The organism is Brevundimonas sp. NPDC046655, assembly GCF_044901625.1.
GTDB lineage: Bacteria > Pseudomonadota > Alphaproteobacteria > Caulobacterales > Caulobacteraceae > Brevundimonas.
On the sequence record NZ_JBJDPV010000001.1, the window covers coordinates 86,733 to 113,582 of the forward strand.

At 67.2% G+C, this 26,850-nt stretch carries 24 protein-coding genes; 10 read left to right on the plus strand and 14 right to left on the minus strand.

Annotated elements, in window-relative coordinates; translation table 11 throughout:
- Positions 1-92 precede the first annotated feature (92 nt).
- The 7 genes from metH to ettA all read right to left on the minus strand — a co-directional run bounded on the left by metH (position 93) and on the right by ettA (position 9,304).
- The gene (metH, locus tag ACI2KI_RS00415) at positions 93-2,759 is read right to left on the minus strand and encodes a methionine synthase (protein WP_404616809.1); all 2,667 of its coding nucleotides are present in this window, start codon (positions 2,757-2,759) and stop codon (positions 93-95) included.
- Positions 2,759-3,439: a class I SAM-dependent methyltransferase gene (locus ACI2KI_RS00420; RefSeq protein ID WP_404616811.1), complete on the minus strand. Its 681-nt coding sequence runs from the start codon at positions 3,437-3,439 to the stop codon at positions 2,759-2,761. The genes metH and ACI2KI_RS00420 overlap by 1 nt, the downstream gene beginning before the upstream one ends.
- A gap of 10 nt (positions 3,440-3,449) precedes the next feature.
- The gene (locus tag ACI2KI_RS00425) at positions 3,450-4,556 is read right to left on the minus strand and encodes a homocysteine S-methyltransferase family protein (protein ID WP_404616813.1); all 1,107 of its coding nucleotides are present in this window, start codon (positions 4,554-4,556) and stop codon (positions 3,450-3,452) included.
- A complete protein-coding gene (gene metF / locus ACI2KI_RS00430; protein ID WP_404616815.1) occupies positions 4,557-5,531 on the minus strand; it encodes a methylenetetrahydrofolate reductase [NAD(P)H] in 975 nt (324 codons plus the stop codon). It lies immediately after the preceding gene.
- Complete coding sequence (locus ACI2KI_RS00435; RefSeq protein WP_404616817.1) at positions 5,531-6,493, minus strand: ArsR/SmtB family transcription factor; 963 nt, start codon at positions 6,491-6,493, stop codon at positions 5,531-5,533. The genes metF and ACI2KI_RS00435 overlap by 1 nt, the downstream gene beginning before the upstream one ends.
- Before the next feature lie 115 nt (positions 6,494-6,608).
- Positions 6,609-7,538: a 2-hydroxyacid dehydrogenase gene (locus tag ACI2KI_RS00440; RefSeq protein ID WP_404616819.1), complete on the minus strand. Its 930-nt coding sequence runs from the start codon at positions 7,536-7,538 to the stop codon at positions 6,609-6,611.
- Between the two features lie 98 nt (positions 7,539-7,636).
- A complete protein-coding gene (gene ettA, locus ACI2KI_RS00445) occupies positions 7,637-9,304 on the minus strand; it encodes an energy-dependent translational throttle protein EttA (RefSeq protein ID WP_404616821.1) in 1,668 nt (555 codons plus the stop codon).
- Positions 9,305-9,482: 178 nt separating this feature from the next.
- On the opposite strand from ettA, the gene ACI2KI_RS00450 reads away from it, so the two are divergent.
- Positions 9,483-10,991 (plus strand): serine hydrolase, encoded by a 1,509-nt coding sequence (locus ACI2KI_RS00450; RefSeq protein ID WP_404616823.1) that lies wholly within the window; start codon positions 9,483-9,485, stop codon positions 10,989-10,991.
- On the opposite strand, the gene ACI2KI_RS00455 is transcribed toward ACI2KI_RS00450, so the two are convergent.
- The gene (locus ACI2KI_RS00455) at positions 10,988-11,902 is read right to left on the minus strand and encodes an alpha/beta hydrolase (RefSeq protein ID WP_404616825.1); all 915 of its coding nucleotides are present in this window, start codon (positions 11,900-11,902) and stop codon (positions 10,988-10,990) included. The genes ACI2KI_RS00450 and ACI2KI_RS00455 overlap by 4 nt on opposite strands.
- Positions 11,903-12,067: 165 nt before the next feature.
- On the opposite strand from ACI2KI_RS00455, the gene ACI2KI_RS00460 reads away from it, so the two are divergent.
- Positions 12,068-12,310, plus strand: coding sequence for a hypothetical protein (locus ACI2KI_RS00460; RefSeq protein ID WP_404616827.1), 243 nt, complete (start codon positions 12,068-12,070; stop codon positions 12,308-12,310).
- A gap of 38 nt (positions 12,311-12,348) precedes the next feature.
- On the opposite strand, the gene ACI2KI_RS00465 is transcribed toward ACI2KI_RS00460, so the two are convergent.
- Together ACI2KI_RS00465 and ACI2KI_RS00470 are read right to left on the minus strand one after the other, a co-directional pair.
- The gene (locus ACI2KI_RS00465) at positions 12,349-12,960 is read right to left on the minus strand and encodes a TIGR02466 family protein (protein WP_404616829.1); all 612 of its coding nucleotides are present in this window, start codon (positions 12,958-12,960) and stop codon (positions 12,349-12,351) included.
- A 191-nt stretch (positions 12,961-13,151) separates the two neighbouring features.
- The gene (locus ACI2KI_RS00470) at positions 13,152-13,922 is read right to left on the minus strand and encodes a tRNA1(Val) (adenine(37)-N6)-methyltransferase (RefSeq protein ID WP_404618893.1); all 771 of its coding nucleotides are present in this window, start codon (positions 13,920-13,922) and stop codon (positions 13,152-13,154) included.
- A 143-nt stretch (positions 13,923-14,065) separates the two neighbouring features.
- On the opposite strand from ACI2KI_RS00470, the gene ACI2KI_RS00475 reads away from it, so the two are divergent.
- On the plus strand, positions 14,066-15,040 hold the full coding sequence (locus ACI2KI_RS00475; protein WP_404618895.1) for a polyprenyl synthetase family protein: 975 nt from the start codon (positions 14,066-14,068) through the stop codon (positions 15,038-15,040).
- On the opposite strand, the gene ACI2KI_RS00480 is transcribed toward ACI2KI_RS00475, so the two are convergent.
- Positions 15,037-16,263 carry a hypothetical protein gene (locus ACI2KI_RS00480; RefSeq protein ID WP_404616831.1) on the minus strand — a complete coding sequence of 409 codons (1,227 nt, stop codon included), beginning with the start codon at positions 16,261-16,263 and terminating at the stop codon, positions 15,037-15,039. The two genes, ACI2KI_RS00475 and ACI2KI_RS00480, sit on opposite strands and share 4 nt — an antisense overlap.
- A gap of 99 nt (positions 16,264-16,362) precedes the next feature.
- The gene (locus tag ACI2KI_RS00485) at positions 16,363-17,568 is read right to left on the minus strand and encodes a pyridoxal phosphate-dependent aminotransferase (RefSeq protein WP_404616833.1); all 1,206 of its coding nucleotides are present in this window, start codon (positions 17,566-17,568) and stop codon (positions 16,363-16,365) included.
- Between the two features lie 121 nt (positions 17,569-17,689).
- Here ACI2KI_RS00485 and ACI2KI_RS00490 point away from each other — a divergent pair, with 121 nt between their 5' ends.
- The 7 genes from ACI2KI_RS00490 to ACI2KI_RS00520 all read left to right on the plus strand — a co-directional run bounded on the left by ACI2KI_RS00490 (position 17,690) and on the right by ACI2KI_RS00520 (position 25,266).
- Positions 17,690-18,403, plus strand: coding sequence for a TVP38/TMEM64 family protein (locus ACI2KI_RS00490; RefSeq protein ID WP_292082453.1), 714 nt, complete (start codon positions 17,690-17,692; stop codon positions 18,401-18,403).
- A 332-nt stretch (positions 18,404-18,735) separates the two neighbouring features.
- A complete protein-coding gene (locus tag ACI2KI_RS00495) occupies positions 18,736-19,776 on the plus strand; it encodes a rod shape-determining protein (RefSeq protein ID WP_292082454.1) in 1,041 nt (346 codons plus the stop codon).
- A gap of 116 nt (positions 19,777-19,892) precedes the next feature.
- On the plus strand, positions 19,893-21,086 hold the full coding sequence (gene mreC, locus ACI2KI_RS00500; RefSeq protein ID WP_404616836.1) for a rod shape-determining protein MreC: 1,194 nt from the start codon (positions 19,893-19,895) through the stop codon (positions 21,084-21,086).
- The gene (locus tag ACI2KI_RS00505; protein ID WP_312065473.1) at positions 21,083-21,601 is read left to right on the plus strand and encodes a hypothetical protein; all 519 of its coding nucleotides are present in this window, start codon (positions 21,083-21,085) and stop codon (positions 21,599-21,601) included. The genes mreC and ACI2KI_RS00505 overlap by 4 nt, the downstream gene beginning before the upstream one ends.
- Entirely contained in the window at positions 21,598-23,604 is a 2,007-nt protein-coding gene (gene mrdA, locus ACI2KI_RS00510) for a penicillin-binding protein 2 (protein ID WP_312065474.1), read from the plus strand. Before ACI2KI_RS00505 ends, mrdA begins: the two co-directional genes overlap by 4 nt.
- Positions 23,601-24,758 carry a rod shape-determining protein RodA gene (gene rodA, locus ACI2KI_RS00515; protein WP_292082458.1) on the plus strand — a complete coding sequence of 386 codons (1,158 nt, stop codon included), beginning with the start codon at positions 23,601-23,603 and terminating at the stop codon, positions 24,756-24,758. The genes mrdA and rodA overlap by 4 nt, the downstream gene beginning before the upstream one ends.
- A gap of 28 nt (positions 24,759-24,786) precedes the next feature.
- A complete protein-coding gene (locus tag ACI2KI_RS00520; RefSeq protein ID WP_404616838.1) occupies positions 24,787-25,266 on the plus strand; it encodes a DUF6173 family protein in 480 nt (159 codons plus the stop codon).
- Positions 25,267-25,422: 156 nt separating this feature from the next.
- Here the strand turns inward: ACI2KI_RS00520 and pip are convergent, their stop codons facing one another.
- Both pip and ACI2KI_RS00530 read right to left on the minus strand, forming a co-directional pair.
- Positions 25,423-26,397: a prolyl aminopeptidase gene (pip, locus tag ACI2KI_RS00525; RefSeq protein ID WP_404616840.1), complete on the minus strand. Its 975-nt coding sequence runs from the start codon at positions 26,395-26,397 to the stop codon at positions 25,423-25,425.
- Between the two features lie 31 nt (positions 26,398-26,428).
- Complete coding sequence (locus tag ACI2KI_RS00530; protein ID WP_404616842.1) at positions 26,429-26,800, minus strand: DUF423 domain-containing protein; 372 nt, start codon at positions 26,798-26,800, stop codon at positions 26,429-26,431.
- Positions 26,801-26,850: the final 50 nt, after the last annotated feature.

The window sequence follows — 26,850 nt, forward strand, 5'->3', positions numbered from 1 at the left end:
GTTCGCCGCCCTTTTTTGAATTCGGTTGCGCGCGCCCGGCGTCAGATGGGACGACAGGTGACGCTCCGTGCGGTGATGTGGTCGAGAATGGGCTAGGCCGCCGTCTCACGCGCCGCTGTACTTGGATCGTAGTTGAGGATGGGGGCCAGCCAGCGTTCGGCGGTTTCCACGTCCCAGCCCTTGCGGCGGGCGTAGTCCTCGATCTGATCGCGGTCGATCTTGCCGACGCCGAAGTAGTGGCTGCCCGGATGGCCGAAGTAGAGGCCGCTGACCGAGGCCGGGGGCGTCATGGCGTAGCTTTCGGTCAGGGCCATGCCGGCGTTGGCACCCGCGTCGAGCAGGCGGAACAGGGTGGCCTTTTCCGTGTGGTCGGGCTGGGCCGGGTAGCCGGGGGCAGGGCGAATGCCCTGGTACTTCTCTTCGATCAGGTCTTGCACCGAGGTCGCTTCGTCGGGCGCATAACCCCACAGTTCGGTCCGCACCTTCTTGTGCAGGGCTTCGGCGAAGGCTTCGGCCAGGCGGTCGGCCAGGGCTGTGGCCATGATCGAGGAGTAGTCGTCGCCGGCGTCCTTGAACTTCCTGGCGACTTCCAGTTCGCCGTGGCCCGCCGTGACGGCGAAGGCGCCGACGTAGTCCTGGCCTTCTTCCGCGATGAAGTCTGACAGGGCCAGGTTGGGCTTGCCGTTCGACTTTTTGATCTGCTGGCGCAGGGTGTGGAAACGGGCGATTTCTTCGGCGCGGTCCTCATCGGCATAGACGGCGATGTCGTCGCCGACGGCCTGAGCGGGCCAGAAGCCGACGACGCCCTTCGCCGTGAACCACTTCTCGTCGATGATCCGCTTCAGCATGGCCTGGGCGTCGCGGAACAGGTCCTTGGCCGCTTCGCCGACGATCTCGTCTTCGAGGATCAGCGGGTAGCGGCCGATCAGCTCCCAGCTGGCGAAGAAGGGGGTCCAGTCGATGTGGTCGGCCAGATCCTGCAGGTCCCAGGCGTCGAAGCTGCGAACGCCCAGGAAGGAGGGCTTGCCCGGCATGGGGGCTGCCGGATCGGGCTGGAAGCGGTTTTCGCGCGCCTGCTGGATCGTGGCGCGGGCCTTCGCCTCTTGTCCGCGCGCGTACTGCTCGCGGATGCGGATATATTCGTCGCGGGTGGCGGCTTCGTTGTTGGCTTTTTCGGTCGGCGACAGCAAACCCGAGACCACGCCGACGGCGCGGCTGGCGTCGATGACATAGGTGGTCGAACCCTTGCGATAGCCGGGCTCGATCTTGACCGCCGTATGGGTGCGGCTGGTGGTGGCCCCGCCGATCAGCAGGGGAATGTCGAAGCCGCGCCGCTCCATCTCGCGGGCGACGAAAACCATCTCGTCCAGCGAGGGGGTGATGAGGCCGCTGAGGCCGATGATATCCACCTTGTGCTCGATGGCGGCGTCCAGAATGCGGTCGGCCGGGACCATGACGCCCAGGTCGATGACCTCGTAGTTGTTACACTGCAGCACGACGCCGACGATGTTCTTGCCGATGTCGTGGACGTCGCCCTTGACGGTGGCCATCAGGATGCGGCCCGCCTGCTCGCGCGGCTTGCCGGCCTTTTCGGCCTCCATGAAGGGTTCCAGCCAGGCCACGGCCTGCTTCATCACGCGGGCGGACTTCACCACCTGCGGCAGGAACATCTTGCCCGAGCCGAACAGGTCGCCGACCACGTTCATCCCGTCCATCAGAGGACCTTCGATGACGTGCAGGGGACGTTCGGAGGCCAGGCGGGCCTCCTCGGTGTCGGCCTCGATGAACTCGGTGATGCCGTGGACCAGGGCGTGGGCGATGCGGGCCGCGACGGGCTGCTCGCGCCAGGTCAGGTCGACGACGCGGGCCGCGCCCTTCTCGCCCTTGTAGTTGGGCGCCATGTCCACCAGCCGCTCGGTGTTGGACACATTGGTCCGCTGCGGCCGGTTCAGGATCACATCCTCGACCGCCTCGCGCAGAACCGGGTCGATGTCGTCATAGACGGGCAGGTCGCCGGCGTTGACGATGCCCATGTCCATGCCGGCGTTGATGGCGTGGTACAGGAAGACGCTGTGGATGGCCCGGCGCACCGGCTCGTTGCCGCGGAAGCTGAACGAGACGTTCGACACCCCGCCCGAGACGCGGGCGTAGGGCAGGGTGCGCTTGATCTCGCGAGTCGCCTCGATGAAGTCGACGGCGTAGTTGTCGTGCTCCTCGATCCCCGTCGCCACGGCGAAGATATTGGGGTCGAAGATGATGTCCTCGGGCGGGAAACCGACCTCGTTGACCAGGATATTGTAGGCGCGGGTGCAGATCTCGATCTTGCGCGCGGCGGTGTCGGCCTGGCCCACTTCATCGAAGGCCATGACCACGACGGCGGCGCCGTAGCGCAGGCACTTGATTGCGTGCTCGCGGAAGGCGGCCTCGCCCTCCTTCATGCTGATCGAGTTGACGATCGGCTTGCCCTGAACACACTTCAGACCGGCCTCGATAACCTCCCACTTGGAGCTGTCGATCATGACCGGGACGCGCGCGATGTCGGGCTCGGCGGCGATCAGGTTGAGGAAGGTGCGCATGGCGACGGCGCCGTCCAGGAGGCCCTCGTCCATGTTGATGTCGATGATCTGGGCACCCGCCTCGACCTGCTGGCGGGCGACGTCGAGAGCGGCGGCGTAGTCGCCGTCCACCACCAGTTTGCGGAACTTGGCCGAGCCGGTGACATTGGTCCGCTCGCCGACGTTGATGAAGACAGGACGCATCAGACGTAGGCCGCCCAGCCATGCCACGACAGGCCCTGGAAGACCTGCTCAATCTCGCCAAAGCCGGCTTCGCGCAGCAGTTCCTCGTCGCGCTTGGGGCCGACGCAGTTGAGTTGGGTGCGCACGCGTTCGTGGGCCTTTTCAATCACTGCGGGGTCGAGGCCGCTGTCGCTGGAGAAGCGGATGTAGCGGTCGAACTGGCGGTCAGAGGCGGGATCGTTCTTGTCGATACTGATATGCGCCATGACGAACGGTGCGCCGGGTTTCAGGCGACTGTGAATGGCCTTCAGGGTGTCCAGCTTGGCGCCGTCATCGGGTACGAAGTGCAGCGTCAGCATGCAGGTCGCCGCGTCGAAGCGCGTTTCCGGCGCATCGAAGACATAGCCTTCGACCCAATTCACGCAGGCCGGGTCGCCAAGGTAGGCCTTGCCCTGGGCGACCATCTCGGCGGACGGATCGACGGCGCAGAATCGGGCCTCGGGCAGGGCGTCGATCAGGGTTTTGAGCTCAAGCCCGCCGCCGCCGCCGACCACAAGCGTGTTCGCGGGCGACGCTTCGGCGATCAGCTGCGCCATGATGCGGTGCAGGCCGTCGAAGCCGGGAATGATCTTCTTGGGGCGCTCGGCGTAGGTCTTTGCGTGTTCAGGGTCTTTGAACAGGTCGGCCATCTTGTCGGTCATTATGTCGTCCTCAGGCCACCAGCTCGAACGGCTCAAGCCCCGCCAGGCGCATGGCCACGGGGCGTTCCGGGATTTCGCGCGGTTTCAGCGGCGCGACCTCTTCGGCAACGTGTTTGATGTGGTCGGGGGTGGTGCCGCAGCAGCCGCCGACGATGTTGACCAGGCCCGAGGCGGCCCATTCCTCGATGAAGTGGGCGGTTTCGTGCGGCTGCTCGTCGTACTGGCCCATGGCGTTGGGCAGGCCGGCGTTGGGGTAGGCGGCGACCAGGGTGTCGGCCACGCGGCTCAGTTCGGCGATGAAGGGCCGCATCAGGTCGGCGCCGAGGGCGCAGTTGAAACCGACGGCGAAGGGCTTGGCGTGACGCACGCTGTTCCAGAAGGCCTCGGCGGTCTGGCCCGACAGGGTCCGGCCCGAACGGTCGGTGATGGTGCCGGAAATCCAGATAGGCAGGGCGGGCAGGCCCTCGTCCTCAAGGTCCTTGATGGCCTTGATGCAGGCCTTGCAGTTCAGCGTGTCGGTGATGGTTTCGATCAGATAGAGGTCGACGCCGCCCTCGTTCAGGGCCTGCACCTGATGGCGATAGGCCTCATAGACCTGATCGAAGGTCACGCTGCGCGCGCCGGGATCGTTCACGTCCGATGACATGGACAGCATCTTGGTCAGCGGGCCGATGGAGCCGGCGGCGAAGCGGGGCTTGTGCGGCTCTTTCTCGGTCCAGCGGTCGGCGGCGGCGCGGGCCAGTTTGGCGCCTTCCAGATTGATGTCCCAGACGGCCTGGGCGTCCAGATGATAGTCGTCCTGGGCCAGCACCGTGCCGGAGAAGGTGTTGGTCTCGCTGATGTCGGCGCCCGCGCCGTAATACTGGTCGTGCAGGTCGGCGATGATGTCGGGGCGAGTGATGCAGAGGATGTCGTTATTCCCCTTCATCTGTTGCTTTTCGTCATAGCCCTTGGCCGCGACGAAGCGGTCGCCGCGGAAGTCGGCTTCCTCCAGCCCGCGCCGCTGGATCATGACGCCCCAGGAGCCGTCGAGGACCAGGATGCGTTCCTTGGCCGCCGCGTGCAGGGCGGCGATGCGGTCTTGGCGGGCCAAGGGGGACGAAAGGGGGGAAGTCATTTACGCAACAGCCTTGGTTTCACGCACGCCCAGCACACGGCAGATGGCATAGACCAGCTCGGCGCGGTTCAGGGTGTAGAAGTGGAAGTCCGAGAAGCCCTCTTCCTGCAGTCGCGCGCAGGTTTCGGCGGCGATGGAGGCGGCCAGCAGCTTGCGGGTCTCGGGATCGTCGTCCAGGCCGTCGAAGTGGGCCGCCAGCCAGTCGGGGATGGAGGCGCCGCAGGCCGCGCTCATGCGGCTCAGGCCCTTGAAGTTGGACACGGGCATGATGCCGGGGATCAGGGGGATGTTCACGCCCGCCGCCCGCACCCGGTCGCGGAAGCGCAGGAAGGCCTCGATGTCGAAGAAGAACTGGGTCACCGCGCGCGTGGCGCCCGCGTCCACCTTGGCCTTCAGCACGTCGATGTCGTGGCCGATCGACGGGCTTTCCGGGTGTTTCTCGGGATAGGCGCCGACGGTGATGTCGAAGCCGCCGACGCGGCTGATGGCCCGGGACAGTTCGGTGGCGTTGGCGTAGCCGTCGGCGCGAGGGGCATAGGCGCCGCCGATGCCCCCAGAATTATCATGTCCGCCCGGTGGATCGCCGCGCAGGGCCACGATGTGATCGACGCCGATGACCTTGTAGCCCTCGATGACCTCATCCACCTCGTCCCGGCTGGCCTCGACGCAGGTCAGGTGGGCGGCGGGGCGCAGGGTCGTCTCGCTGATGATGCGCTGGACCGTGCGGTGGGTGCGCTCCCGCGTTGAGCCGCCCGCGCCATAGGTGACCGAGACGAAGGCGGGGTTGAGCGGCTCCAGCCGACGGATGGCGGACCACAGATTGGCCTCGGCCTCGTCCGACTTGGGCGGGAAGAACTCGAAGGAGACGTTGACGGCGTTGTGGTTCGAGCCGGCGCGCGCGACCGGGCCCAGCGGCGACAGCAGCAGGGCGCGGGCTTCGGCCAAATTCAGCGAGGAAGCGGAGGAGGGAGCCATCAGGCGGTCTTTCGAGCAGGGACGTCGGCGCGCTCGCCGGTCCAGATGTGGACGGTCAGGCCCTCGGTGTCGGGCGGCAGGGCGACCGGGGCGTCGGCGGCCAGGCCCGCGTCGGCCAGCCAGCCCTGGATTTCCTCGTCGGCGAAGCCCAGCCGGCGGTGCTGGTGCGCCTCGCGCAACTGCTCCAGCTGGTGCGGGGCGAAGTCGACGATCAGCAGCTTGCCGCCCGGCATGACCAGACGCGCGGCCTCGGCCACGGCGGCGGCGGGATCGGCCAGGTAGTGCAGGACCTGATGCACGATCACCAGGTCGGCGCTGGCGTGGGGCAGGCGGGTCGAGAAGATGTCGCCGTGACGCAGCTCGACCTTGTCCAGCCCGGCCTTGGAGACATTGGCGCGGGCGATGTTGAGCATGTTCTGGCTGAGGTCGAGCCCGACCGACATCTTCGCCTTCTTGCCGAACAGGGTCAGCATCCGACCCGAGCCGGTGCCCAGATCGACGACACGCTCGAACGGGCCGGGACCCGCCGCCTGCTCGACGGCGGTCTCGACCGCGCTTTCGCAGACATAGAGGCTGCGCATCTGGTCCCACTGGGGCGCGACCTGCTCAAAATAGCGGGCGGCGTCGATGGCGCGCTCCTTGCGCACCTCGTCCAGACGGCGATGGTCGGCCTCGCCCTCGGCGTCGTCCAGCAGGTCCAGAACGGTGTCGATCAGCCGCCGCGACAGGGCGTCGTGGGACAGGCGGTAGAAGACCCGCGCCCCGTCAGGGAATCGTTCGATAAGCCCGGCGTCGGCCATCAGCTTCAGGTGACGCGACACGCGCGGCTGGCTCTGGTCCAGAACCCGCGACAGCTCCATAACCGACAGCTCCTCGGCGGCCAGCAGCGACAGCACGCGTAAACGGGTCGGTTCGCCCGCGGCGCGCAGGGCCTCGACGGTCTGGTCAGCAGTCAGTGTCATGAGCTCGTATAAAGATATCCTTATACGATTATGCAAGCAAAATCTGACCGCAAGCGGGCGCGATGCGACGGTCAAGCCGCATGGATCATTCAGAGACCCGTGAGATCGTGCGGGCTCAGGTCGTGACGGGCGTCTTGAGCGGTTCGCCCGCGAAATGGGCGGTCAGATTCTGCAACAGCAGCATCAGCATGCCCTGCACCGCCTCGGTCGTGGCTCCGGCGGTGTGGGGCGTAAGCACGGTGTTGGGCACGCTGGCCCAGCGTGCAGCGTCGGTCGGCTCGATTTCGAACACGTCGAGCGCGGCGCCGCCGAGGCGTCCGTCGCGCAGGGCGGCGATGACGGCGTCCTCGTCCACCAACTGGCCGCGCGCGACATTGACCAGCAGGCCGGACGGGCCGAGCGCTTCGATCACCTCGGCCGAGATCAGGCCGCGATTGGTTTCATCCGCGCGACAGGCGACGACCAGGACGTCCGAAGCACGGGCCAGGGCGAGCAGACTATCGGCGCGGGGCCAGGCGGCGTCCTTGGCGCGCGGCGCCCACCACTGGACGCTCATGCGCATGACCTCGGCGCGGCGGGCCACGGCTTCGCCGATGGCGCCCAGGCCTACGATGCCCAAGGTCTGACCGCCCATCGACGGGGTGATGGTCTTGGAGGCAGGGGTCCAGCCGCCCGCGCGGACCTGGCGGTCCCCCTCAGCGATCTGACGCCGCGCGGCCAGGATCAGGCCAACGGCGTGATCGGCCACGTCCTCATGGTTGATGGCGGGGGCGTGGGTGACGGGCAGGCCGCGCGCGCGGCACCAGTCCACGTCGATGCCGTCATAGCCGGAGGTGAAGCAGGCGATCAGCGACAGGTTGGGCAGGCGTTCGATCAGGGCCTTGTCCAGCTCGAACTCGCCCGCCACGACCAGGACGCGCACGTCGGCGGCGGCCTCGACCGGCGGTCCTTCCCAGAAGCGATAGACGTCGTAGGCGCTTTCGAGAAAGGCGCTGAGCGGTCCGAGGTGCCGCTGCATGATCAGGATGGCGGGGCGCTGGGTCATGGGCCGCAGACTAACCCGGTTCCGCCACTTCGCCAGCGGCCAAAGAAAAACGGCCCCCGAGCGGATCGGAGGGCCGTTTCATCTAGCTTAGCGCTGGATCAGCGACCGAACTTCTGGTGCTGGATGCGCTTGGGAATGATGCTGTCCGCACCCAGGCGGCGCATCTTGTCCTGTTCGTAGGCTTCGAAGTTACCCTCGAACCATTCCACGTGGCCGTCGCCCTCGAAGGCGAGGATGTGAGTGGCCAGACGGTCAAGGAACCAGCGGTCGTGGGAGATGACCACGGCGCAGCCGGCGAACTCTTCCAGAGCCTCTTCGAGGTTCTGCAGGGTCTCGATGTCCAGGTCGTTGGTCGGTTCGTCGAGCAGGATCAGGTTGCCGCCGGCGGCCAGGGTCTTGGCCAGGTGCACGCGGTTGCGCTCACCGCCGGACAGTTGACCGACCTTCTTCTGCTGGTCGCCGCCCTTGAAGTTGAAGCTGCCGACATAGGCGCGGCTGTTAATCTCGCGCTTGCCGACCAGCATGATGTCGGTGCCGCCCGAGATGGCCTGCCAGATGGTGTCGTCCGGCTTCAGGTCGTCGCGCGACTGGTCGACATAGGCCAGCTTGACGGTTTCGCCGACCTTGATCGTGCCGCCGTCGGGGGTTTCCTGGCCGGTGATCAGCTTGAACATGGTCGACTTGCCGGCGCCGTTGGGGCCGATGACGCCGACGATGCCGTTGGGCGGCAGCTTGAAGGTCAGGTTGTCGAACAGGGTCTTGTCGCCATAGGACTTCTTCAGGCCCTCGACTTCCAGCACCACGTTGCCGAGGCGCGGGCCAGGCGGGATCTGGATGACGGCGAAGGACTGGGCCTGACGCGAGTTTTCCTGCTCGGAGACCATCTTCTCGTAGGCGGCCAGACGGGCTTTGGACTTGGCCTGACGGGCCTTGGCGCCCGAGCGGACCCATTCCAGTTCACGGGTGAGGGCGCGCTGGCGAGCTTCCGATTCCGACTGCTCCTGGACGACGCGCTTCTGCTTGGCTTCCAGCCACGAGGAGTAGTTGCCCTCGTGCGGGTGGCCCTTGCCGCGGTCCAGCTCCAGCGTCCACTTGGTGACCTGATCCAGGAAGTAGCGGTCGTGGGTGACCAGGATGACGCAGCCCGGGAAGTTCTCCAGGTGGTGCTGCAGCCAGGCGACGGATTCGGCGTCCAGGTGGTTGGTCGGTTCGTCCATCAGCAGCATGTCGGGCTTGCTGAGCAGCAGGCGGGCCAGGGCCACGCGGCGCTTTTCACCACCCGACAGGTTGGTGACTTCCCATTCATCCGGCGGGCAGCGCAGGGCGCCCATGGCCATTTCGATGCGACTGTCGATGTCCCAGACGTCGCCCGCGTCGATCTTCTCCTGGAGGGCGGTCATCTCCTCCATCAGTTCGTCGGTGTAGTTTTCGCCCAGCTCGTTGGCGACTTCGTTGAAGCGGTTGACCCACTGCTTCTCTTCACACCAGGCTTCGACGTTCTGGCGAACGTTCAGGGCGGGATCCAGCTGGGGCTCCTGCTCCAGATAGCCGCGCTTGATGCCGTCGGCGGCGCGCGCCTCGCCCTGGAACTCGTTGTCCAGGCCGGCCATGATCTTCAGCAGGGTGGACTTACCCGAACCGTTGACCCCGACGACGCCGATCTTGGCGTCGTTGTAGAAGCTCAGCCAGATGTTCTCGAAGATCTTCTTGCCGCCGGGGAAGGTCTTGGTCAGACCCTGCATCTGGAAAATATATTGCTGCGCCATGAGGTGCGGTTTCGCCCTGTCGTCTGATCTGATGGGGAGGTTGGCGCGGGATGTAGCCGTCGCGGACCCTTTGGGCAAATCTCTAGACGTAACGCGGGGCGGTTTGAAGGCGGTGCATCCGTTCCGCCCGCTCGTGGCCTCTACCCGTCAGCCCGTTGAGGGCAGGGGAGCGGCGTTTATGAAATCACTGGCGATGGGAGTACTGTTGGCGGGGACGCTGGCCGGCACGGCGGGCGGGGCGAGCGCGCAGGACCGCGCGGCCTTCGGCGCGGCGATGGACGCCTTTGCCAGCCGGGCGATGCAGCGGGTCGAGGCGGCGCCCGGTTTGGCCGTCGCCGTGGTCGACCGGGACGGGCTGGTTCATGCGGCGGGTTTCGGCGTGGCGGACGTGGCGACGGGCGCAGCCGTCACGACGGACACCCAATTCTACATCGCCTCGGCCACCAAGAGCTTCACCGCTCTGTCGTTCGCCGCCATGGCGCACCGAGGCGAGGTGGATCTGGACGCGCCCCTTGCCGACTGGGCGCCGCCGTCCGGCGTGCCGGCGGACATTGCCGCGCGGATCACCCTGACCGATCTGCTGAGCCACCGCTCGGGCGTGGACAACGCCCCGATCGCCTTCCGCCTCGCCTATTCCGGCGACTGGACGCCCGAGGTCCTGTGGCGGCTGACGGCGGAGACGGCGCCGCGCGACACCCCCTATGGTCAGTTCGTTTACGCCAACTCCGGCTACAACCTCGCGACTGTCCTGAGCGAGCGCCGCTGGGGCCGCGACTGGCGCGAGAGGGTCGAGGACGAGGTGCTGACGCCGCTGGGCATGACGGCCACGACCGCCCGTATTGATGAAGCGCGCGCGTCGGGCGCGGTGGTCGCCGTCGGACATTTCGGACGGATCCCCGGCCAGCCCGAGCGGTCGCCCTTGCAGAAGACCGACGCGACGATGCAGTCGGCGGGCGGGCTGATCTCCACCGCCCGCGACATGGCCCTGTGGCTGGAGGCCCAGATCAACGACGGCCGTGTCGGCGGGCGCCAGGTCTTTCCGGCGGGGCTGGTCGCCTCGACCCATGCGTCGCGGGTGGGGCAGGATACGACCTTCGGCCCCTATGCCCGCACCGGCTACGGTCTGGGCTGGCAGGTGGGGCGGTATGGCGACGACGTGCTGATCCACCACTTCGGCAACTTCTCGGGCTCGCGCGCCCATGTCTCTTTTATGCCGCAGCGGCGTCTGGGCGTGGCCGTCATGGTCAACGAAGACGCCTTCGCCGGCGATCTGGCCGATGTGGTCGCCAACTACGCCTATGACTGGTTCGCCGGTCTGCCCGACATTGAAGCCGTCTATGGCGCCAGGCTCGACGCCCTGATCGTCGAGCGCGACCGTCGCCGCACCGGCATTGCCGGCGCCGTGGAGGCGCGGGCGAAACGACCCCGCACCCTGTCGCTGCCAAACGCCGCCTATGTCGGCGACTACGTCAACCCGGCCTATGGGACCCTGACGATCCGTGAGGCTGGGGACCGGCTGTCGGTCGCCATGGGCGTGCAGCAGGCGCTGGCGGACTATCTCGCCGAGCCGGAAGGTCTGCGTGTCGAACTGACTCCATTCCGAGGAGAAGGCATCGTGTTCAAACTGGACGCCGACGGTCGCCCCGCCTCGCTGGTCTATCAGGATGCGGTGTTCGTGCGGAACTAGGGCTTGGCGGGCAGGACCGCCATCAGGGCGCGGGTGAAGCCGACCGGGGCGACGGTCAGGTGGTCCTCGTTTTCCAGCACCGTCGACTGGATGCTCAGGCTCGGATAGGCGCGCGATTTCAGCGTCTGCTCCATCGTGCGCATGTCGCCGACCATGTCCGTTTCGTTGTCGTGCCGGGCGGTGGGGCCGGGGCCTTCGAAGGCTCCGACATACATGAAGACCTCGGCGGGCAGGTCGCGATGGGTGCGGGCGTAGTCCGTCTCCATCCTCATCATGTGGCGCTTGTCGTACCAGAAGGAGGGGCTGCCCAGAACGTAGCCGCTGAACAGCGTCGGGTCGGTGAACATAATCTGGGCGCCCAGCAGGCCGCCGTAGGAATGGCCCAGCAGGACGCGGCGCGCCGGATCGGTGCGGAACTTCTGATCCACGAAGGGCAGGGCCTGGGTCTTCAGATAGGTCTGGTAGGCCGCGCCGCCGCCATGCACGGAGCCGGCGGAGTTGCGCGGGCCGTTTGGCGTGGGGGTGTAGTCGCGGCGGCGGCTGTCGGCGCCGCCGTCGCCCTTGGCGTAGGACAGGCCGACCAGGATGAACTCCTCGATCACCGGCCCCTCCAGATTCACGCGCCGCGCGATCTGGCGGATGATGGGGAAGGCGTAGTCGGCGTCGGTGACATAGAGGACCGGATAGCGGCGGTTCGGCTCGGCCTCATAGCTGGCGGGTAGGCTGACGAAGACCTCGTAGTCGCGACCCGAAACCGGATCAGGCACAGACCAGACCTGAGTGCCTTTCAGCACATAGGGCGCGCCCTCGGCGGGGGATACGGCGGCGTCTGCGCGAGGCGAACAGCCTGCCAGGGCGATGACGGAGGCTATCATCAGCGCGAGCACGGCATTGCCTGTGACGAATGACATACTGCGGTTCCCCGGCCCTAAGCTTCACTTTGGTGGCCATAGCTGCGGATGAATATGGCGAAGGTGCGGCGCTATGCGTGTCGGTTTTTCAGAATTCAACTTGAAGTTGTGTGTTGACTGTAGTCCCTTCGACCCGCGCGATCCTGCGCACCAGGAGAGAATATCGTGAAAATTTCGCGTCTTACGGTTTTTGCCGCGCTTTCCGTGGCTGCCCTGTCCAGCGTCGCCAGCGCCCAGCAACGGCCGTGGCCAGGCCCGGTTGAGCAAGGCCACGTGTCGTACCACTACAATCAGGAGTTGGAGCCGCGGATTCTCGTCGCCGTATCGGGTCAGAACTGTGACGGCAGTTTTTACCATGACCCTCTGATCATGGGGCAGCACATCGAGACCTTCTATTTCGACTGCTGATGCCGGGCTGGGCGCTCGCACCGTGCGGTGCGGGCGCTTCAGGCGTAGTTGAAGCTGATCGAGATGCGCTGTTCCTCGGCGCGGTTGGCCGGGACCTCGTGGCGCAGCCAGCTTTCCCACATCAGGATCGTGCCCGAGGCGGGCTTCAGATAGACGAAGGGTTTCTCGGCCTCGCTGGCCTCGGCGGTCAGGCCGGGGCGGGCCATCATCATGACCAGGCGCGGATCCTCGATCTTCAGCGACGAGGCGCCGTCGGGGACGTGGATATAGATGGTGCCGGAAATGATGGCGTGCGGGTGGATGTGGCCGGTGTGGCCGCCGCCGGGCATCAGGACATTGACCCACAGATTGTCCAGCTTGGGCTTGCGCGCCAGATCGAAGTGCAGGGCCTTGGCATAGGCGGCGGCGTGCTTGTCGAGCAGCTTCTTCAGCTCGGCGAACTCGGGGAAGCGGTTGGGCAGATCGTTGATCGAGCCGTAGGAGGTGTAGCCGGGATAGTGGTTGGTCTTGCACCATTCGATCCCGGCCTCGTCCTCCTCGGCCATGACCAGGCAGAGGTCGAGGATTTCCTCGTGCAGTTCGGGCCAGGCGGCGGTTTCGGCCAGCGAGGCTTCATAAACCTGGGTAGGGAAGAGGGGGCGCAGGGACATGGCGGTTCCATACCGCTCCGTCGCCGGTTTGGGGAGGGCGTTGCCAGTAAACCCGCTCATCCCGGCGAAGGCCGGGATCCAGATGCAAACGCCGATGACCTTTCATGAAGGCGCGACGGGAGCCCGGTTTTCTTCAGGTCGCGACATACAATCTGGATCCCGGCCTTCGCCGGGATGAGCGGCTTCGGGGGTCAGAAGGGGAGCGCAGATTCCCCGCGCAGAATCGCCTCGGCCTCAGGGCTGTGCTTGGCGTCGGTGCGGTCGTGCAGGACCAGGGGCGGCAGTAGGCGCAGCGGCGCCTTGCCGGTCTTGATGGCTTGGACCAGCACCCTCTTGGCGGGTTGGTCGGCGTAGGGCTGGATGGGGCGGATGGCGAAGGAACCGGCCTTCTCGCCCAGCAGGGCCAGCAGGTCGGCCAGGCGGTCGGCGCGGTGGATGACCACGATCTTGCCGCCCTCGCGGACGGCCTTCAGCAGAAAGCCCGTCCAGGCCTTCAGCCCGTCGTCGGCCATCCATGCGCCCTGCTTGCCGGGAGCGGGCGCCCGCAGCGCGCCGGGGTCGTCGAAGAAGGGCGGGTTGCTGACCGCCCAGTCGAACGCCGGCAGGTCCAGGGCGCGAAACCCCTGCGCCACATCGCCGCTGAGAATGGTGGTGCGGTCATCGACGCCGTTCAGGGAGGCGTTTTCGCGGGCCAGTCCGGCGGCGGTCGCATCGCGCTCCAGCCCGGCCAGGATCACGCCGGGGCGACGGGCGGCGACCTGCATCAAGACCGCGCCCGCGCCGCAGCCCGCTTCGATCAGCCGTTCGCCCGGCTTGGCGTCCACGGCGGCGGCCAGCAGGGCGGCGTCCATGCCGGCGCGATAGCCCTTTACCGGTTGGCGCAGCCGGACGCGGCCGCCCAGCAGGGCGGATTCCGCAACATCCGCTGCGGCGGTAAGGGTTGACCCGGCTTGACCCATCATGACGCCGCCACCATTGTGCGCCGCATCGCGTTCGGGCAAGCGGATGCGAGTGATTTCCGGGCGAATCTTCCCCTTCGCCCCCTGAGTTGAAAGAGATTTTCGTGGACGCAGCTCTCGTCGCCGCTCCCCGCCCCAAGGGCGATGTGGACGCTCTTGTTCGTCTGGCCAAGGACGACATGGCGGCGGTCGACGCCCTGATCATCGCCCGGATGCAGTCCGACGTGCCGGTGATCCCGCTGTTGGCCGAGCATCTGGTCTCGGCGGGCGGCAAGCGTCTGCGCCCGCTGCTGACCGTCGCCGCGGCCCGCGCCATCGGCGCGACGGGCGAGATCGAAGGACCCAAGAAGTTGGCGGCCTCGGTCGAGTTCATCCACACCGCGACCCTGCTGCACGACGATATCGTCGACAGCTCGGAGATGCGGCGCGGCAAGGTGGCGGCGCACCTGATCTGGGGCGCGGCTTCATCGGTCCTGGTCGGCGACTTCCTGTTCGCGCGCGCCTTTGAACTGATGGTCGAAACCGATTCCCTGCGTGCTCTGGGCATTCTGGCCACGGCGTCCAGCGTCATCGCCGAGGGCGAGGTGCTGCAACTGACGCGCGCCCACGACCTGAACCTGGACCAGGACACCTATCTGCAGATCATTCGCGCCAAGACCGCCGAACTGTTCGCCGCCGCCGCCGAGTCAGGCGCGGTGGGCGCCGGCGCGACCGAGGAGCAGGTCAGGGCGCTGCGCGACTACGGCATGGCCTTGGGCATCGCCTTCCAGCTGGCCGACGACGCGCTGGACTACGGCAGCGACACCGCGACGCTTGGCAAGAACGCCGGCGACGACTTTAACGAGGGAAAGGCCACCCTGCCGCTGCTGCTGGCCGTCCAGCGCACCAAGGGCAAGGAAGACCTGTTCTGGGACCGCGTCATCACCAAGGGCGAGCGCACGCCTGAGGACTTCACCCGCGCCCGCGAACTGATCCTGGGCACGGGCGCGGTCGAGGCGACGCTGGACGCCGCCGGCGACTATGCCGATCGGGCCAAGGCGGCGCTGTCGGTGCTGCCGGCCAGCGACTGGCGCGCGGCTCTGGAAGACCTGGCTGACTTCGCTGTCAGCCGCGCGGCCTAGTTTCGACGCCGCAGACCGCCTAGCCCTCTCAGAAGAGAACGCGCGGCGTCGCCCACGGTGGGCGGCGTGGGAACACTGCGTTCCTGAGCGCGCGCGCCGTCGGCCCCGTCGTCCATGTCCATGTCCGACATGTCCATGCCCAACATGGTCGCGGCGGTCGAGCCGTAGCGCACCTTGACCACGTGCTCGATGTTCCAGGCCTCGCGCCGGTTGGCCGGGCGCGGCGGATAGGTGAAGTCGGCCTCTCCGCCAAAGGCCGTGACCTTCACCATGGCCTGTGGCGAGGCGGCCAGGACGGCCCCGGGGATCGGGCAGCGCGTCGTCGTGGCGGGCAGAACCACCTTCTGCGCGATCAGCCGGTCCAGATCGCCGGGCGACAGGAAGTCGGGGATCATGCCGGGCGAGATGGCGATGTCGCTGGAGCTCCAGATGACGACGTCGCCGGCCTCGTTCGCGCCCATGGTCAGGGCGAAGTAGCCGCGCGCGTTCGGCACGATCTGCCAGCCCAGGCCCGAGCCGTCGTTCGGCCCGACGCCCGTCAGTTGCAGCGGGGCCAGGAAGTCCTGATCGCCGTTCAGGCTGAAGGCGATGTCGGGGGTGTAGTCGCCCTGAACCTTGTGCTCGCCGACCAGGGAGCCGTCAGGCGGCACGGTCTGGCTGTCGCGGCTGTTGGGCCAGTCGCCGTAGGTGCGGCCCGAGCCGGGCGAGGGCGGCGTGGGCGAGGACAGGCGGATGTTGTTCGCAAGGGCGCCGAACTGGCTGGCGCTGTTGCGAGACAGTTCGATCACGACGGGTTGGCCGGCGCCGGTCGCCTCGCCGCAGCCGTGATAGATCAGCATCCGCAACGAGCCGCCGTAGTCCTGCGGCGCGTCGCGGTCGTAATCGGGTCCAGGTTCGGGCATGTCCGGCGTGATCAGCGGCAGGCTGGGGCCGACGCCCAGGGCGGCGGGCGGCAGGTGCTCGGCGTGGGGCGAGGCCGTGGTGCGGCTGGATTGAAGCTGCAGCGTCAGCGACTTGTGGACGCCGCCGCCGGACATCATCGCCATGGGGTTGAACCCGCGACCGCCAGCGCCGCCCATGCCGGGCAGGCCGCTGCTGGTCTGGGCGGTCATCCAGTAGGTGGCGACCGGGCCGGTGGTGGGCTGGGACTGGGCGGCGGCGAGGGCGGGCGCAGTCAGGGCGGCGGTCAGCGCCAGGGCGCTGGCTGTCGTCAAACGCTTCATGAGACTAGCCTCCGAAGGATCGAGTATCGACGATCTTCGAACGCTACGCCTCTCGCGACGATCGCGCCAGAGACGCGACCGCCGCTCTATGAGGAATGCCTATTTCAGGCTGGCGCAGAACTTCTGGATACGGCGGCAGCCTTCTTCCAGCACGGCTTCCGAGGTGGCGTAGCTGATGCGGAAATAGGGGCTGAGGCCGAAGGCGGCACCCTGGACCACGGCCACGCCTTCCTGGTTCAGCAGTTCGGCGGTGAAGACCTCGTCGTCGGTGATGACCACGCCGGCTTCCGTCGTCTTGCCGATCAGGCCCTCGATCGAAGGATAGACGTAGAAGGCGCCTTCCGGCGTCGGGCAGCGGATGCCCGTGGCCTGGTTCAGCATGGACACCACCAGATCGCGGCGCTTCTCGAAGGCGGCGGCGCGTTCGGTCAGGAAGTCCTGCGGCCCGTTCAGGGCCTCGACGGCGGCCCACTGGCTGATCGACGACGGGTTCGACGTCGTCTGGCTGGCCACCTTGCGCATCAGGTCGATCAGCGGCTTGGGGCCGCCCGCATAGCCGATGCGCCAGCCGGTCATGGCATAGGCCTTGGACACGCCGTTGCAGGTCAGGGTGCGGTCGTAGAGGTCGGGCGCGACCTGGGCGATGGTGACGTAGTCGAAGTCGCCATAGACGAGGTGCTCATACATGTCGTCGGTCAGGATCCAGACCTGCGGATGCTTGCGCAGCACCACGGCCAGGGCTTCCAGCTCGGCGCGGGTATAGGCGGCGCCGGTCGGGTTCGACGGCGAGTTGAGGATCAGCCACTTGGTCTTGGGCGTGATGGCGGCGTCCAGAACCTCAGGGCGCAGCTTGAAGCCGTCGGCTTCCTCGCCGATCACGGTGACGGGCTCGCCGCCGGCCAGCAGCACCATGTCCGGATAAGAGACCCAGTAGGGCGCCGGCACGATGACCTCGTCGCCGGGGTTCAGGGTGGCCACGAAGGCGTTGTAGATCACCGGCTTGCCGCCCGAGGCGACGTGGATCTGGTTGGAGGCGTAGGTCAGGCCGTTTTCGCGCGCGAACTTGGCGACGATGGCGGCCTTCAGCTCGGGCATGCCGTCGGCGTCGGTGTACTTGGTCTCGCCGCGGTGGATGGCCTCGATGGCCGCCGCCTTGATGTTGTCGGGGGTGTCGAAGTCCGGCTCGCCGGCGCCCAGACCAATAACGTCGCGTCCCTGGCGTTTCAGCTCGCGCGCCTGAGCAGTCACGGCCAGGGTGGCCGAAGGCTTGACGCGGGCGAGGGAGGCGGACTGAAGGCTGGACATGTCTATCCCGTCTGGTGGATGTGGTGAGAGCCGGGGAGGCGAGGCTTGATACGCAACCCGGCGCGGGCGCACAATGTTTGTGCGTCCTGCGGACGATCAAAAGGCGATTTGGGCGAAATTTATGCGGCGGATCGTCGATTTTCTGCTGAATATGGAAGCCCAGCGGTGGCGAACCCTGCTGGTCAGCCTGCTGCTTCTGGCGGGAATCATCGCCCTGTTCGCCTTCGGCAAGGCGCACTTCACGCTCGGCGCCGAAGAGAAGCTGGAGGCCTGGCTGGCCGGCTATCGCGTCGGGCCCTGGGGTCTGGTCGCGGCCATCATCGTCTTCACCTTGTCGGCCTTCCTGGGCGTGCCGCAGTTCATCCTGATCGCCGCCTGCGTGGTGGCCTTCGGGCCGTGGTTCGGTTTTCTGTACAGCTGGATCGCGACCGTAGCCTCGGCGGCCGTCACCTACTGGCTGGGGCGCGGCCCCACGGCGCGGGCGCTGGAGCGTTTCGGCGGCGGAGTGACGGAGCGGCTGCAGCGCTTCGTCGGACGCAACGCCTTTTCCGCCAGCTTCATCATTCGCAACGTGCCCTCGGCGCCCTTCATCGTCGTCAACATGGCGTTCGGGGCGGTGCGGGCGTCCTTCCCGGGCTATCTGGCGGGCTGCGCCCTGGGGGTTCTGCCCAAGACCGCTCTCGTCGCCTTCTTCGGCGGATCCTTCATGGCGGCGGTGTCCGGCGACGGGGTGTGGACCTCGTTGATCCTGGCGGGTGTCGCCGTCGTCTGGCTGGGGCTTATGCTGGCGGTACGCGAGATCGTGAAGCGTCGGGAGGCGGCGCGCGCGGACTGACATCGGCGTGAGGCGAGCCGCTTCTCGGCCGTTGAAGCGGCCTTTCGGCGTTCAACGAGCGGGTCGTGTCCGGGACCCGAGGGCGCGACCGGCAAGCGGGGCCGAAAAAGCTTGAGCGGATAGGCTTTCAAGCCTTGCCGTGACAAGGCTGTGATCGACGAGTCATAGGCGCTTGCAATCGACGCGGCATGAGGGCAAACGGGCCTGTAGTCGGCCAGGCGAGGACGATCAGGACAGCGCTGTGCACACGGGTGCGCGGGGCAGGGGCGTCGCCAGAGCGGACGAACAAGACTCACGCCCTAGCAGGCCCGAACAAGCGGTAACCTACGCCCATGCTTTCACCCCTCTTCGGCATGATCTCCAACGACATCGCGATGGATCTGGGGACGGCCAACACCCTGATCTACATGCGTGGCAAGGGCATCGTCCTGAACGAGCCGTCGGTTGTCGCCCTGCGCAACGTTGGCGGCCGCAAGATCGTCCACGCCGTCGGCCTGGAAGCCAAGCAGATGCTGGGCCGCACGCCCGGCCACATGGAAGCCATCCGTCCGATGCGCGACGGGGTCATCGCCGACTTCGAAGTCGCCGAGGAGATGATCAAGCACTTCATCCGCAAGGTTCATAACCGCAAGGGCTTCGTGAACCCCAAGATGATCGTCTGCGTCCCCTCGGGCGCCACGGCCGTCGAGCGCCGCGCCATCAATGATTCCTGCCTGAACGCCTCGGCCCGCCGCGTCGGTCTGATCGACGAGCCCATGGCCGCCGCGATCGGCGCCGGCCTGCCGATCCACGAGCCGACCGGCTCGATGGTCGTCGACATCGGCGGCGGCACGACCGAAGTGGCCGTCCTGTCGCTGTCGGGCATCGTCTATTCGCGTTCGGTCCGCGTCGGCGGCGACATGATGGATGACGCCATCATCAGCTACATGCGCCGCAACCATAACCTGTTGATCGGTGAAACGACCGCCGAGCGCATCAAGAAGGACATTGGCACCGCCCGCATCCCGGCCGACGGCGAAGGCCTGTCGATCGAGGTCAAGGGCCGCGACCTGATGCAGGGCGTGCCGCGCGAAGTGAAGATGAGCGAGCGTCAGGCCGCCGAGGCCCTGGCCGAGCCGGTCTCGCAGATCGTCGAGGCCGTCAAGGTCGCGCTGGAAGCCACGCCGCCGGAACTGGCCGCCGACATCGCCGACAAGGGCATCATGCTGACGGGCGGCGGCGCCCTGCTGCGCGGTCTGGATGTCGAGATCCGCGATCACACCGGCCTGCCGGTCCAGGTCGCTGACGATCCGCTGTCCTGCGTCGCCATCGGCTGTGGCAAGGTGCTGGAGCACCCGTCGTGGATGAAGGGCGTCCTCGAGTCCTCGCTCTGAGGCTGATCAGTCTGTCGTAGGGACCGGGTTCTTCGGGAATCGGTTTTTGCGATAGGCTCTCACCATCGGCGGAGCAGACTTCGCCGGTCCCGGATCTCTAGGTAGGAAGGCTGGCCGTGGCGTTTCGCGACGGACCGTTCGAGAACATCAAGGTGCCGCTGGCCTGGACGGCGGCGGTCGTGGTCATTGTCGGCCTGATCGGCGCCGCCATGCTTCTGCTTGGCGACCGCCGGGGCGCTCAGGACGTTGACGGATACGCCCCCGCGCGGGCGGCTTTCGAGGCCGGCGCGGCTCCGGTCGGCGCCGGACTGTCCGCGCCCGTCCGGTGGACCGGCAACGTCGTCGACTACGTCAAGGGCTACTTCTTTGCCGTGTCGGAGAACCGGAGGCTGCGTCAGCAGGTGGTCGAGCTGAGCGCCTGGCGCGACGAGGCGCTGGCGCTGAAGAACATCAATGGCCGCTATGAACAGATGCTCGGCGTCAAGACCGAGCCGCCGATCCCCATGGTCACGGGCCTGGCCATCACCGACGCGCGCGGGCCCTTCGCCCGGTCGCGCCTGCTGAACATCGGCGCCGCCAAGGGCATCCGCGTCGGCAATCCGGTGTTGAGCGAGCACGGCCTGGTCGGCCGCATCATGGGCGTTTCGGGGGGCAACAGCCGTATGCTGTTGCTCACCGACGTGGCCTCGCGCACGCCGGTTCTGGTCGAGCGCACCGACGCTCGCGCCATGCTGACCGGCGACGGCAGCGGCAGCCCGCGTCTGGACTATGTGCGCGGCGCCGGGTCGATCAAGGAAGGCGACCGCATCATGACCTCGGGCGACGGCGGCGGGTTCCCGCGCGGCCTGCCCATCGGCGTGGCCGCCAAAGGCGTGGACGGGACCTGGCGGGTCAAGCTGTTCAGCGACCGCACGGCCATCGACTATGTCCGCGTCCTTCTGTTCCAGGACTTCGGTCAGCTGGCCGACCAGAACGCTCTGAACGCGCCGCCGCTGGCCAGCCTGGCCGCCGCGCCGCCGCCGACCCCGGCCCAGGCCGCCGCCATTCAGGACGTGGCCACGCGCCGGGCCGCCGCAGCGGCGGCGACCGCCGAGCGCGTCCGCGCCGCCAACGCCGCGCCGCCGCCCGCCCCCGTAGCCGCTGCGCCGGCCCCGACGTCCACGGTTCCTGCGACGACGACCCGTCCCGCATCTACCCGCCCGGCGACGCCCCAACCGCGTCCGGCCACGCCTCGGCCGACGGCGCCCGCGCCGGTTCAGCCCGCCGTCACGCCTGACGCCGCGGCGACCCCTGCGGGAGCGGCAGAGTGAGACGGGCGATCACGGTCCGCGTCGTCGGCCCGCTGCAATGGATCGTCTATCCGGCGCTGATCGCCATAGCGGCGACGGTGCTGTTGGCCGTTCCCTTCCGGCTGTTCGGTCTGAACCTGCCCGAGCCCGTCTTCCCCATCGTCCTCGCCTTCGCCTGGCCGCTGATCCGGCCCTCGATGCTGGCGCCGGCGGTCCTGTTCGGCCTGGGGCTGTTCCTGGATCTGTTCTGGGGCGCCCCCATGGGCCTGTGGGCGCTGAGCCTGATGGCCGTCTATGGCGCCGTCCTGCTGGCCTCGAACTTCATGGCGGGGCAGGCGACCATCGTTCTGTTCGCCCTTTACGCCGCCTCGACGGGCTTCGCCTTCTTGCTGGCCTACATCATCACTACCTTGAGCCTGGGGAATGCACCGAGCATCCTCGCGGTTCTGGGTCAGGTCGTGCCGACGCTGCTGCTCTTCCCTCTGGCCGATTGGTTGATCCAGCGGTTTGACGACGCCGACGTGCGGTTCCGATGAGCAGCGAACCTCATATCTTCTTTTCGGACGTCAATGAGCGGCAGGGGTCCTTCCTGCGGCGCACCTTCCTGCTGGGCGGGGGCATGGCGCTGGGGACGGTGGCCCTGGTCGGTCGCCTGGCGCAGTTGCAGATCGTCAAGGCCGAGGAATACGCCACCCTCGCCACCAACAACCAGTTCAACTTCCGCCTGGTCCCGCCGCCGCGCGGCCTGATCAAGGACCGCAACGGCGTGGTCGTGGCGGGAAACCGGCCCAGCTTCCGCGTCCTGGTCGTGCGTGACGAGACCAAGGATCTGGACCAGACCCTGGACCTGTTGGGTCAGCTGCTGCCGGACACCCTGGAGCGCCGTCGGACCCTGATCCGCGAGATCAACGCCGCCCCGCGCTTTTCGCCGGTGCCGGTCAAGGCCGACCTGACCTGGGAGGAGTTCTCCAAGGTCAATCTGCACGCGGCCGAGCTTCCCGGCGTCATGGCTGATATGAACGAGGCCCGCTACTATCCGTTCGGCGGCGCCTACGCCCATGTGATCGGCTATGTGGCCAAGGTGTCGGACCGCGACGTCAAGGCGATCCGCGACAGGGGCGAACAGCCGCCCTCCATCCTGTTCAATCCGGGCTTTCGTATCGGCCGTCAGGGCATCGAGAAGGCCCTGGACACCGACCTGCGCGGCGAGGCCGGCGGCAAGCGGGTCGAGGTGGACGCGCGCGGCCGGGTCGTGGCCGAGGATGTCGCCGGGTCAAAGCCCCCTGTTCAGGGCGCCGAGGTCATGCTGACCCTGGACAACGACGTCCAGAACCGCGCCCTGGAAGTGTTCGGCGAGGAAGCGGGCAGCTGCGTCGTCATGGATGTGCGCAACGGCGACATCCTGGCCATGGTCTCGTCGCCGTCGTTCGATCCCAATCTGTTCGTGTCGGGCGTTCCGTCGAAGATCTATCGGGCGCTGGCCGACTATGAACGGCGGCCGCTGCTGGACAAGGCCCTGGGCGGCACCTTCGCGCCGGGCTCGACGTTCAAGCCGGTGGTGGGCCTGGCGGCGATGAAGCGGGGATGGGACCCGAACCGCCGCGTGGTCTGCAACGGCAGCTTCTTCCTGGGACGTCGCTTCGCCTGCCTGGGGCGTCACGGGGCGCTGGACATGCGCGGCGCCATCAAGGCTTCGTGCAACGTCTACTTCATGACCGTGGCGACCGAGTTCGGCCCCGACGCCATCGCCGAAACCGCGCGTGAAATGGGCTTTGGTCAGACCTTCGACATCGGCCTGACGGGACAGAAGGCGGGGCTGGTGCCGGACCGCGAATGGCGGCGGCGGAACCCCGTGCGCGGCGATGGCAAGTGGTATCCGGGCGAAACGCCCAGCTATGGCATCGGACAGGGCGCGTTGAACGTCAACGCCCTGCAGCTCGCGGTCTATACGGCCCGCATCGCCAATGGGCGAAAGGCGGTCACGCCGCGCCTGATCAAGTCGATCGGCGGCGTCGAGCAGACGGCCGGAACGGACTTCGCGGACCTGCCGTTCGACGCCGCCATGCTGCAGGTGCTGCGCGACGGCATGGAGGCGGTGACCGACGTGGGCGGCACCGGCTTCCGCAACAGCCAGCTGGGGCTGGGCGCCGTGCGCATGGCCGGCAAGACCGGCACGGCCCAGGCGCAGAACTATGGCGCAGGATCGCGCAAGGGGGCGGGGCGCCCCTGGGCCCAGAAGGACCACAACCTCTTCATCGCCTACGCCCCGACCGACAATCCCCGCTACGCCGTCTCCGTGATCGTGCAGCACGGCGGTTTGGGCGGAGGCACGGCCGGCGCGCCGCGCGCGCGTGAAGTGATGAAGGTGGCCCTGCTCAAAGACCCCGAGATCCGCGCCCGTATCGAACAGGCGGGCTTCGAGGCCCCCGAAGACGCCGGCGCTCGCGAGGCCGAGGCCCGCGGAGAGCCCATTGACGGGCTGACGGTCGAGGCGCCGATCGTTGACCAAGCCGCCCCGCCGCCGGAGCCTGTACAGTGACCGCCTCCGCCCTGTCCCGTCCCGGTGAACGCGACCGGATCTCCAGCAAGCTGGCCGAACTAGACTGGCGGGTCATCGGCCTGCTGTGCGTCCTGGCCGGCATCGGCACGGCCATGCTCTATTCTATCGCCGGGGGCAGTTGGTCGCCATGGGCGTGGAAGCATCTGTTGCGCTTCGGCGTTCTGCTGGTCGCCATGATCGGCCTGGCCATGGTCCACCCGAAGTGGTGGTTCCACGCGGCCTATCCGGTTTACGGCGTCCTGCTGCTGCTGGTGCTGATGATCGAGTTCACACCGCTGGGCTATACGGCGGGCGGCGCCAAGAACTGGCTGAACCTGGGCTTCATCCGCATCCAGCCCGCCGAGTTCGTCAAGATCGGCCTGGTTCTGGCCTTGGCGCGCTGGTACCACGGCCACTCGGCTCAGGATGCCCGCTGGTCGTGGAAGCTGCTGATCCCGGCGGGCATGATCGGCGTGCCCTTCCTGCTGGTGGCCAAGCAACCGGACCTGGGCTCGGCCATGGTGATCGGCCTGACCGGCGCGGCCGTCATGTTCATGGCGGGACTGAGCTGGCGGGTCATCGCGGCGGGCGCCGCGGCGGCCGTGGCGATCATTCCGCCCTTCGTCATGTTCGTCATGCACGACTATCAGCGCAACCGGGTCCTGACCTTCCTGAATCCCGAGGCCGACCCCTCGGGCACGGGCTACAACATCATCCAGTCCAAGATCGCCCTGGGTTCGGGGGGGCTGCTGGGCAAGGGCTACGGCCTGGGCAGCCAGAGCCAGCTGGAGTTCCTGCCGGAACGCCACACCGACTTCATCTTCTCGACCGTGTCCGAGGAGTTCGGCTTCCTGGGTTCCTTCACCGTCTTGGCCTGCTATCTGGCCTTGATCCTGATCTCGCTGCGGATCGCCTCGCTGTCGCACAGCCATTTCGGCCGGATCAGCGCGGCGGGCATGACCGCCTTTCTGGCCATCTTCATCCTGATCAACGGGGCCATGGTGATGGGGCTGGCGCCGGTCGTGGGCGTGCCCATGCCGCTGCTGTCCTATGGCGGCTCGACCATGATGACGGTGATGATCGGCTTTGGTCTGATTTTGTCGACCCACGTGCACCGCTATGTCGAACTGCCGAAGGGGCAGGGCCTGTTCTGATCGCGGTTTCAGGCGTTAGGCTAAGGCCATGACCGACAAAGCGACCGAACCCGACGCCATCCCTAAAGCCGATCCCTCGATGTTCTCGGACTGCGGCGACACGCCCTGTCCGCAGCCGGTCATGGCCGATCCCAAGAACGAGGCGGCGGCCCTGGCCGAGGGCGTGAGGATGCGCAACAATCCGGCCGAATGGGCCTTTGTGCGCCTGTCCAAGCTGATCGAGGAGTTCGAGGCCAAGCTGGACAAGGACGAGGAGATCGGCGCCCGCGTGGTCGGCCTGCCGGGCGAAGGCACGATGCAGATCGTCGATGTCGGCTTCTGGGGCCCGGACCTGATCATCTTCTTCGGGCGCAACGCCGACGGAAAGCCGGTGCGTCTGATCCAGCACTACACCCAGCTCAACGTGGTCCTGGCTGCGATCAAGAAGCCCGAGGAGCGCGAGGCCCGCCGCATCGGCTTCCAGCTCAATGAAATGGTTATGAAGACCAATCCGCAGCCGGCCGCATAGAGCCGTCATCCCGGCCCAGCGGCGCAAGCCGCGCCGAGCCGGGACCGCCAAGGACGCGGCGGTTTGCCATTAGCCGAGGTCAGGCGGCTGTGCTTCCGGCGCTCCCGGATAAGGGCTGCGCCCTTTCCGGGACGACGAGGAAGGCGGTGCGACGATCTAAAGCGTCGCCGCCCAGTCCGTGCCCTTGATCAGGCTGTCGATGATGCCGGGCTCGCTGGAGGCGTGGCCGGCGTCGCCGACGATGTCCAGCTTGGCCTCGGGCCAGGCGCGGTGCAGGGCCCAGGCACCCGAGATCGGCGTCACCACGTCAAAGCGCCCTTGCGCGATCCAGCAGGGGATATGGCGGATGGTGTCGATGTTCTCGAGGATCCAGTGCTCGCTGTCGAAGAAGCCGCCGTTGGTGAAGTACCAGTTCTCGATCCGGGCGAAGGCCACGGCGAACTCGGGCTCGGCGAACTTGTCCGGCTTGCCCGAGGGGCCCTGGACGCTGACGGTTTCGCCTTCCCAGCTGGACCATGCCACGGCGCAGCGATTGCGCTCGGCGATGTCGTCGCCCAGCAGGCGCTTGTTGTAGGCGGCCATCAGGTCGCCGCGCTCGGCCTCGGGGATGGGGGCGACGAAGCGTTCCCAGGCGTCAGGGAAGATCATTGAGGCGCCGTCCTGATAGAACCAGTGCAGCTCCTTCTTCGTCAGCAGGAAGATGCCGCGCAGGATCAGTGCCCGGCAGCGGTCCGGATGCTTGATGGCGTAGGTCATCGACAGGGTCGACCCCCACGAGCCGCCAAAGACGACCCATTTGTCGATGCCCAGCATCTCGCGCAGGCGCTCGATGTCGGCGACCAGATCCCAGGTGGTGTTGCTTTCCAGCGAGGCGTTGGGTCGCGACAGACCGCAGCCGCGCTGGTCGAACATGACGATGCGGTACTTGGCCGGATCGAAGTAGCGGCGCATCCCCGGATTGACCGCCCCGCCGGGGCCGCCGTGCAGGACGATGACCGGCACGCCGTGCGGGTTGCCGCTTTCCTCGTAATAGATCTCGTGGACGCTGTCGGTCTGCATCCAACCCGAGGCATTGGCTTCCAACTCGGGGTAGAGGTCGCGGCGGGGGGTGTCGGTCAAGGGAAACGCCATGTCAGAAATGAGGGGTTTTCAGATTGGCCGGTCAGGCGTTGACGATGTGTGAGCGGAACGCGGCGACGGCCAGCACGATCCATCCGGCGATCATCAGGGTTCCGCCGACAGGGGCGACAGTCCCCATGACGGGCAGGCTGAGCAGGCCGATCATGGCCAGGGCCAGGCAGAAGATCAGCCCGCCGCTCGCCGCCAGCCAGCCGGCGATCCGCGCGATCTTGTCGCCCGCGGCCCAGGTCGCGCAGACGACCGCCAGGACGGCGTGGACCATCTGATACTGGGCACCCGTGGTCAGCAGGCTCTTGACCGCCGGACCGGCGCCGTGGGCGGCGAAGGCGCCAAGCGCCACGGCCATGGCGCCGTTGAAGGCGGCGAAGACAAGCAGGTTGCGGTCATGGCTCATGACCTAATGTCTAGACCACAACTTTACCGGAGTCTGCTATCGCAGCAGCG

Bases quoted from the DNA above. Each gene is read 5' to 3' on its own strand.
- ACI2KI_RS00485 (WP_404616833.1), bottom strand. From the start codon at position 17,568: ATGTCCAGCCTTCAGTCCGCCTCCCTCGCCCGCGTCAAGCCTTCGGCC.
- ACI2KI_RS00490 (WP_292082453.1), top strand. From the start codon at position 17,690: ATGCGGCGGATCGTCGATTTTCTGCTGAATATGGAAGCCCAGCGGTGG.
- metH (WP_404616809.1), bottom strand. From the start codon at position 2,759: ATGCGTCCTGTCTTCATCAACGTCGGCGAGCGGACCAATGTCACCGGC.
- mrdA (WP_312065474.1), top strand. From the start codon at position 21,598: ATGAGCAGCGAACCTCATATCTTCTTTTCGGACGTCAATGAGCGGCAG.
- ACI2KI_RS00465 (WP_404616829.1), bottom strand. From the start codon at position 12,960: ATGTCCCTGCGCCCCCTCTTCCCTACCCAGGTTTATGAAGCCTCGCTG.
- ACI2KI_RS00440 (WP_404616819.1), bottom strand. From the start codon at position 7,538: ATGACCCAGCGCCCCGCCATCCTGATCATGCAGCGGCACCTCGGACCG.
- ACI2KI_RS00495 (WP_292082454.1), top strand. From the start codon at position 18,736: ATGCTTTCACCCCTCTTCGGCATGATCTCCAACGACATCGCGATGGAT.
- ACI2KI_RS00420 (WP_404616811.1), bottom strand. From the start codon at position 3,439: ATGACCGACAAGATGGCCGACCTGTTCAAAGACCCTGAACACGCAAAG.
- pip (WP_404616840.1), bottom strand. From the start codon at position 26,397: ATGGCGTTTCCCTTGACCGACACCCCCCGCCGCGACCTCTACCCCGAG.
- ACI2KI_RS00470 (WP_404618893.1), bottom strand. From the start codon at position 13,922: ATGATGGGTCAAGCCGGGTCAACCCTTACCGCCGCAGCGGATGTTGCG.
- ACI2KI_RS00435 (WP_404616817.1), bottom strand. From the start codon at position 6,493: ATGACACTGACTGCTGACCAGACCGTCGAGGCCCTGCGCGCCGCGGGC.
- ACI2KI_RS00455 (WP_404616825.1), bottom strand. From the start codon at position 11,902: ATGTCATTCGTCACAGGCAATGCCGTGCTCGCGCTGATGATAGCCTCC.
- ACI2KI_RS00530 (WP_404616842.1), bottom strand. From the start codon at position 26,800: ATGAGCCATGACCGCAACCTGCTTGTCTTCGCCGCCTTCAACGGCGCC.
- ettA (WP_404616821.1), bottom strand. From the start codon at position 9,304: ATGGCGCAGCAATATATTTTCCAGATGCAGGGTCTGACCAAGACCTTC.
- ACI2KI_RS00520 (WP_404616838.1), top strand. From the start codon at position 24,787: ATGACCGACAAAGCGACCGAACCCGACGCCATCCCTAAAGCCGATCCC.
- metF (WP_404616815.1), bottom strand. From the start codon at position 5,531: ATGGCTCCCTCCTCCGCTTCCTCGCTGAATTTGGCCGAAGCCCGCGCC.
- ACI2KI_RS00480 (WP_404616831.1), bottom strand. From the start codon at position 16,263: ATGAAGCGTTTGACGACAGCCAGCGCCCTGGCGCTGACCGCCGCCCTG.
- ACI2KI_RS00450 (WP_404616823.1), top strand. From the start codon at position 9,483: ATGAAATCACTGGCGATGGGAGTACTGTTGGCGGGGACGCTGGCCGGC.
- ACI2KI_RS00425 (WP_404616813.1), bottom strand. From the start codon at position 4,556: ATGACTTCCCCCCTTTCGTCCCCCTTGGCCCGCCAAGACCGCATCGCC.